The following is a 7,432-nucleotide window of genomic DNA, read 5'->3' as shown; positions in this document are numbered from 1 at the left end:
GATTTTCACAGAAAAGGTGAAGAATATGAAAAGAAAATGGGTGATGGTGTTTGTTATTTTACTGACTTCGCTGGTGTTAGCCGCCTGTGGTTCTAAAGGGCAGGAGCAACAGGGCGATACGAAGAACGAGGGCGGCATCGATATATCATTTAAAGCGCCGGAGAAGACGGAAGCGGGCAAAAAACTGGAGTATACCATCAATGTGATGAAAAAAGGTCAACCCATCGTAGAGGCTGATGTGGTCGTTCATCTAGAAATGAAGGAGATGGATCACGGCAAGAATGGTTTTCGGGCCAGGATGATTGAACCGGGCGTATATAAAGGCCAGGCCGTTCTGCCGATGGGCGGGGATTGGGTTGCCTATGTAAACGTAAAAACAGCCGGAGAAGAAGTGACCCGGTCATTCGATTTCAAAGCGGAAGGCGACATGATGCTCCCGGAAGAGATGAAAAAGGCAGGATTAAATGAAGACGGATCGCTTGCAAATCCTGATTTTTAACGATGATTATAAAAAGGGTGCATGTGCTTATCTAGATAAGCACATGCACCCTTTTTATGTTTTGGAAGTCGTATATACATATTCGCGGGCCAGCATCTCATCATAAGGTTCATTTGTCCACGGATCTTGCAAATCAGGACCGTCTAACCGTTTAAACCCTATGTTCTTCGTTCGTTTAACTGCTTTCGCAATTCGACTCGGCGTGCATTTCACAATGGGTGACGGTGACGTAAATGAATGCAGATTCTTTGCTGAATAGGTTATGCACGTGTCAATGATTTCATCCCAATTGGCGAAGCTCATAAGCGAGTCATTCTCCTTTCCTTTTGAAATCTATGCCCGGGCATCCGTCAGCTATTATAAGAAAAGCAGAATCCGGCTGGCCTCCTTTCCCGCCTTTTCCCTTATTATAAAAAAGTGGAAATAAAATAACAATATTTTTTGTAATTTTCTATCGATTTTTACAAATGAAGTCGATATATGTCTTTTTCATATATTTGAAAAACTAACATGCTTTTCAGCCGTAGCTCCGGCATAAAAATAAGGAGAAGGGCGCTGACGGCAGTCCGAAGGAAAAGAGAGAAGAGAACGAGGGGGTGATTTCACTGTGGAAAAAGGCGAAGGTCCTTTTCTTCCCTCGATCTTCTTCTCTTTTCCCCCTTCTCCTTCTTTCTTCAAGATTTCGGCAATTATTCCGTTACCGTTTTACGAGAAGAAGGTGCCATGGCAGATATCATTCCACCAACAAGGATGCCGATAATAGCCGGAATAATCCAGCCCAGTCCCTGGGCCATCAATCCATTCATCAGAGGTAATTGGCTTAATGCTTCTGTTACAGCAGGGAATTTAAGGCCGGCTGCGGCTAAACCATCTAGAATCGAAATAACGGCGGCGCCCATCACGCCTCCCGTGTATACTGCTTTATGCCCCTGGAATAAGCTGTTTGTCAGTGTCAGTCCAATTAAAACAATTGCAATTGGATACAGGGTGACAAGCAGTGGTACAGAAATCTTCAGAATGGTAGAAAGTCCAAAATTGGTAATAACCAGACTAAACAAAATCAGGACGGACAGGACCAAACGGTAGGATAGTCGATTGCCCGTGAGGTATGAGAAGAACTCTGAACTGCTCGATACCAGTCCGACTGCGGTAGTCAGGCAGGCAAACGTAATGGCAAGCGATAGGAGAATAAGCCCCGTATCACCGAGCAACTGCTTTGCCAGAAGCGTAATCAATTGTCCGCCGTTCTCGTACGGACCGACAACATGTCCGCTTGTTGCCCCCAGATACGTAAGACCGACATACAAAAGTCCAAGTCCGGTTACCGCGATTATACCTGATTTGATAATAATTTTAGCCTGCATGTTTTTATCGGTTATTCCGCGTTCGCGTACTATGCTTGCGATGACAATCCCGAATACGAGTGCCGCAAGCGTGTCCATGGTATTATATCCTTCTAAAAATCCTTTTGAGAAGGGATTTTCAAGGGTAGGAGGAGCAAATTCCCCACCGGCCAGCGGAGCCAGCGCTCCCCGGATCAGCAGGATTACCAGCAGAATAATCATGATTGGTGTAAGAATTTTACCGAATCGGTCCACCAGTTTCCCGGGGTTTAAGCAAAGCCAAAATGTCAGTGCAAAGAAAACGATACTATATACGAATAAACCGATTGCAGATGTTGTGTATCCCTTCGGAAGAAACGGAGCGATACCAATCTCGAATGCAACTGCGCCAGTCCGAGGAATAGCCAGCAAAGGTCCGATCGCCAGATAAGTTAATACGGAGAAAATAACGGAAAACACCGGGTTGACGCGGTTTCCCATCAACCGGACGTTTCCGCCGGCACTTGCCACTGCCGCTACTCCGAGAAGAGGCAGGCCCACGCCAGTAATTAAAAATCCGAGTACGGCTGTCCACATTGCGGGTCCTGCATCATGTCCAAGCGTTGGAGGGAAAATAATATTACCCGCTCCCATAAAGAGCGCAAATGTCATTAATCCAACAGCCCATAATTCTTTGAGTGATAAACCTTGCTTCATAATTGCCTCCTCATTCAAAACCAACAGAAATAACTGAATTTTTTGTCGTATCTGTCAAACGACCTTCCTATCATACCATATTTTATTTATAAATAAAGTATAATGGTGATATTCGAAATAGAAAGTTTATTCTATATTCTTTATAGGAAATACAAGAGAGGGCCACTGTGAGAGAGTAAAGCTTAATAAAAGGCGATGTTCTTTTGTAATGATTTCCAAAAAGCCCGTCCGCTCTTCATTTTCGATGAGGATAGGCTCCTTACGGCGCAGGAAAGCGGGGACTTGTGTGAGTGAAAAGATGATGTTTTCTTCTTCATCATAGAAGCGTACGATTTGATTTTGATTGCAAATACTTAGACTACGAAGGCGGAATGTACGTCCCTGGTGAATGCGCCGCCATTCGAAGATGCCTAAGCGGGTCGTCTGATTGTGCTGACGGTAAGCCGGGAGAGGGACGACCGAGAAGTAGAGCGAATGAGGTTGGCTTTTTTCATGCAGCAGGTGGGAAACATGGAGTATTTCGCGCAGTTCGTGCGTAAGATGTAGAAAGCGAATGAATGCCATACAGGACAAACTCCTTTGTTTTATCGTTATCATTTAGTATGTCCTGAGCGTGGAGAGAACAAACAAAGAAGATGAGTGACAGGCGAAAAACAATTATGAATTTTTAAACATTATGGATTGGCGAAATAATACTGGGTTCATTGTAACAAATTTGTTACAATTGCTGTAATAGGGAAGAGAAATCTTAAAGGTTGGAGGGTATCTTATGCCAGAGACTCAGTTGAAAGAAATCTGTGAGGAGTCCTATAACAGACTGAAGAAAGTTTGCATGGAACTGGAGAAATTTCTGAATAGCACGACGCTGAATCAATTGGTACAAACTTCTTCGAACCCTGAGCAGTACGAGTCGTATTACCGGGACTACTTATCCGATTTTCGCCATCTTCTCGTTAACTGTGAAAACGCCTGCGAGAAGTTGGGCATCTGTCTGCGCCGCGCCCGCTTTAACAAGGAATTCGCGCAAGAAGTTCTCTATTCTGTGTATCACACATGCGTAAATCTATTCTTCTACCCGAAGGGAGAAGTATATGAAGAGGACGGCCGCAACTCATACACGGGCCGCGATGCGATTATCTTCCATAAGGAAGTGACGCCTGAGTTGAAAGAGCTGACTCTGTCACTTTCGAAAGTGTTCGAATATCTGCGCGATGAACTGCAATATTATGAGACAGATTATGTAACGATGAAGCGCATGAGCACTGCGCGTTAATTCAAATAATGTTAACTGCAAATCCCCCGCTGACGTAAAACAACGGGGGATTTTTTGTGCCTGTGGATAAAATATACATCCATGCAAAGGAAAATCAAACGGAGAAAAAGGAAGCCATTTCTATAGTTGAAGAAAAATCGGGTGTCTTTTTCCTGTTATTTTCCACTGGCTACATGAACAAATCCCTCAACTGTTCAAAAAGCCCGTTGTTCTCTCTTTGCTGTGGTTTTTTTTGTACCGGGGGGGACGGCCTCGTTGCGTTTTGCATCTGTACACCGGCAAGATGGAGGGCATAAGGAACGTCTATAATCCCGTAACCATAGTTATGATCCCAGCCTAAGGGGCCGGCATCACGTGTTGCGTTCCGCATAATTTTCATTACTTCGGCGTTGCTCAAATCCGGATTCAGCGAACGGATGAGACCAGCCAGACCGGCAACGTGCGGACAGGCCATCGAGGTTCCAGAAAGTGAAGCGTAGTCGCTTTGCGTGTATGTGCTTGCGATATCTACCCCTGGTGCAGCTACGTCAATATAAGAACCGAAGTTGGAGAATTCAGCTTGTTGTCCATTCCAATCTACGGCCGCCACGCTGAGAACTTCCGGATAAGCGGCGGGAAAACTCGGCTGGGATGTGTGATCGTTACCGCTGGCTGCCACCATTACGACGTTTTTGCGAAATGCATATTTGATGGCGTCATGCAATACATTCGACGGATGATAATTGCCTACGCTCATGTTAATAACCTTGGCCCCGTGATCCGTTGCCCAGATAATGCCCTGTGCGATGTCGAATGAGGAGCCGCTTCCATCACTGCCGATACCTTTAATGGGCATGATTTTATTGTTCCAGGCAATGCCTGCGATGCCTTCGCCGTTGTTTGTGTTTGCCGCGATGATACCGGAGACGTGGGTGCCATGTCCATTGTCATCCTGCGGACGATTCGTTTTGTTCAGCACATTATAGCCTGGAGCTAGCTTGCCCTGGAATTCAGGGTGCTTCAAATCTATACCCGTATCGATAACCGCGATTACCACGTCGGCTCTCCCCTTACTAATATCCCATGCTTTTTCCATGTTGATAGCAGGCATATTCCACTGGTAGCGCGGATAGAGGGTATCATTCGGCGTGGCGTTCGGAAGCAAGAGGTAGTTCGGCTCCGCGAATTGCACGTCAGAACGCTTGTTGAAATAGGCGATAAGTTCCTCGGTTGATTTGGTGCGTGATTTGAAAATGAAATGCGTACCGGTACCCGCTTTTTTCCATCCGTTAATCGCCGTAAGCGTCTGTTGTAGAGTGGACGGAGACGGAGGTTGTTTGAATTTAACCGTAACCTCCCGCTTCATATAGTGAGTGGTCTGGTTGCTGTTATGGTGGATCGTAATGACATGTTCGCTATTGTTTAACTGGGTACGGGCTTCCTGTACTTCACTGATATAATTGATTCTGTAAAATTTCCCTTGTTGTTGCTTCTGTTGCACAACAGACGGATTTGCAGGCTTAGGTGGCGCTGCGCTGCGCTCGGGCTGGGCGAGCAGAAAATACGCTCCTGCCAAAATCGCAAGGGCGAAGGCGCTGTATTGAGCAAAGCGTCTCATCATCATTCCTCCTTGTTGCAATCACGCGATTAAACATAGCGTTTGGTGTCTGCGCCGATTGTATGAACGGTGGATTTTAACAGGAGAGCCGCATAAAGAAAGATAAAAGAGTTATAAAAAAATCGTAATTTTTTGAAGGTAAACGCTTTATTTTGTCGAATAAATATAGTAAAGTGTTGTATAACAAACCATACTTACTTAAAGTAAAAAGCCCTGTGAAAGGGCTACAACAACCTTAGGATGGGGGTAGAAACCATGACTACCAAAGAAAGACCGCAAGATATTATGATGCTTGATGAAACCGCAAACTTAAAAAATTACGATGAAGCGGTTCGTACTATGGATTGGAAAGAAGTCGAGAAGAACTTTTCATGGCATGAGACAGGCAAAGTGAACATCGTCTATGAAGCCATCGATCGGCATGTAGATAACGGCAACGGTCATAAAGTCGCACTGCTCTACACAGATGGCGAACGCGATGAGCAGTATACGTATGAACAGCTCCGACAGCTTTCCTCCCGGTTCGCTAACGGTTTGAAGGCGAAGGGTGTAAAGAAAGGCGACCGCGTGTTTATTTTTATGCCACGCAGTCCTGAGATGTATATCGCGCTGTTGGGAATTGTACGCATTGGCGCTATTGCCGGTCCGCTTTTTGAAGCGTTTATGGAAGACGCGGTGCGTGACCGCCTGCTTGATAGCGGAGCTGTCGCGGTTGTAACTACGCCGTCTCTTTTATACCGCATTCCTGTGGATGCGCTTCCAGAATTAAAGCATGTTATCCTGGTCGGTGCCGAGGAGAAGACGGCTGACAATCAAGTGCTATATGAAGAAATGATGGCCGTATCGGATGAGTACACAATCGAGTGGGTAGATCGCGAATCCGGTATGCTGCTGCACTATACGTCCGGATCGACCGGCAAACCGAAAGGCGTATTTCAGGTACATGATGCAATGATTCACCAGTATCTGTCCGGTAAGTGGGTATATGACCTGCGTGAAGGCGATATTTATTGGTGTACAGCTGACCCGGGCTGGGTAACCGGAACTTCGGCGGGGATGTGGGCGCCGTGGTTGAACGGCGTAACCGTGGTATTGCGCGGCGGAAGATTTAAGCCCGCCGACTGGTATGCTACGCTTGAGAAGTACAAAGTCAATGTATGGTTCAGTGCGCCGACAGCGTTCCGTATGCTGATGGGTGAAGGGGACGAGTTGCCAAAGCGTTTTGATATTTCTAATCTTCGCCATATTCTGTCCGCGGGTGAGCCGCTAAATCCTGAAGTCATTCGCTGGGGATTAGATGTGCTAAACCGCCGCATTCACGACAACTGGTGGATGACGGAGACAGGCTCGACGATTTGTGCCAACTATCGCTCCATGCCGATTCGTCCCGGCTCAATGGGCAAACCGCTGCCGGGTATCAAGATGGCGATTATAGACGATGAGGGCAACGAACTTCCGCCAAATACTATGGGGAACCTGGCGATTATGCCGCCATGGCCGGCAATGATGCGCCAGATTTGGAATAACCCGGAGAAATACGAAGAGTATTTCGCGACAGGGTGGTACATGTCCGGCGATTCCGCCTATATGGATGAAGACGGATATTTCTGGTTCGAGGGCCGTGTAGATGATGTAATCAATACATCCGGCGAGCGTGTGGGACCGTTTGAAGTAGAGAGCAAATTAGTGGAACATCCTGGAGTAGCCGAAGCAGGGGTTATCGGGGTGCCTGATCCGGTGCGCGGAGAGATTATTAAGGCGTTCATTACGCTGCGTGCGGGATACGAAGAGAGCGATGAATTGAAAGAAGAAATCCGGTTATTCGTGAAGGAGCGTCTTGCCGCGCATGCAGCACCGCGTCAAATCGAATTCCGCGATAAGCTGCCGAAGACACGTTCCGGCAAAATTATGCGCCGTGTTCTAAAAGCATGGGAGTTGGGTTTGCCGACAGGCGATTTGTCGACAATGGAAGACTAATAAGCAAAGGCGAGAATCCACGATTCTCGCCTTTTTCTGTGAAAATC

At 46.6% G+C, this 7,432-nt stretch carries 7 protein-coding genes; 3 read left to right on the top strand and 4 right to left on the bottom strand.

All coding sequences use genetic code 11. The features are described from left to right. The coding region (locus ADA01nite_RS15010; RefSeq protein WP_218029570.1) for a FixH family protein at nt 1–499 on the top strand (499 nt) is incomplete at its 5' end. 54 nt (nt 500–553) lie between these two features. On the opposite strand, the gene ADA01nite_RS15005 is transcribed toward ADA01nite_RS15010, so the two are convergent. The 3 genes from ADA01nite_RS15005 to ADA01nite_RS14995 all read right to left on the bottom strand — a co-directional run bounded on the left by ADA01nite_RS15005 (nt 554) and on the right by ADA01nite_RS14995 (nt 3,102). Continuing rightward, nucleotides 554–802: a hypothetical protein gene (locus ADA01nite_RS15005; protein ID WP_146811090.1), complete on the bottom strand. Its 249-nt coding sequence runs from the start codon at nt 800–802 to the stop codon at nt 554–556. A gap of 386 nt (nt 803–1,188) precedes the next feature. Further along, entirely contained in the window at nt 1,189–2,538 is a 1,350-nt protein-coding gene (gene brnQ, locus ADA01nite_RS15000; RefSeq protein ID WP_146811089.1) for a branched-chain amino acid transport system II carrier protein, read from the bottom strand. A gap of 126 nt (nt 2,539–2,664) precedes the next feature. Then, complete coding sequence (locus tag ADA01nite_RS14995; protein WP_146811088.1) at nt 2,665–3,102, bottom strand: hypothetical protein; 438 nt, start codon at nt 3,100–3,102, stop codon at nt 2,665–2,667. Nucleotides 3,103–3,307: 205 nt separating this feature from the next. On the opposite strand from ADA01nite_RS14995, the gene ADA01nite_RS14990 reads away from it, so the two are divergent. Next, nucleotides 3,308–3,811 carry a DUF3907 family protein gene (locus tag ADA01nite_RS14990; protein WP_146811087.1) on the top strand — a complete coding sequence of 168 codons (504 nt, stop codon included), beginning with the start codon at nt 3,308–3,310 and terminating at the stop codon, nt 3,809–3,811. A 169-nt stretch (nt 3,812–3,980) separates the two neighbouring features. On the opposite strand, the gene ADA01nite_RS14985 is transcribed toward ADA01nite_RS14990, so the two are convergent. Beyond that, a complete protein-coding gene (locus tag ADA01nite_RS14985; RefSeq protein ID WP_246147360.1) occupies nt 3,981–5,414 on the bottom strand; it encodes a S8 family peptidase in 1,434 nt (477 codons plus the stop codon). 249 nt (nt 5,415–5,663) lie between these two features. On the opposite strand from ADA01nite_RS14985, the gene acsA reads away from it, so the two are divergent. Beyond that, nucleotides 5,664–7,385 (top strand): acetate--CoA ligase, encoded by a 1,722-nt coding sequence (gene acsA, locus ADA01nite_RS14980; RefSeq protein ID WP_218029569.1) that lies wholly within the window; start codon nt 5,664–5,666, stop codon nt 7,383–7,385. Nucleotides 7,386–7,432 lie beyond the last annotated feature (47 nt).

Origin of the sequence: Aneurinibacillus danicus (assembly GCF_007991215.1) — a bacterium.
GTDB lineage: Bacteria > Bacillota > Bacilli > Aneurinibacillales > Aneurinibacillaceae > Aneurinibacillus > Aneurinibacillus danicus.
Note: the sequence above shows the minus strand (reverse complement) of the source record. Positions and strands in the feature narration are given on the sequence as shown.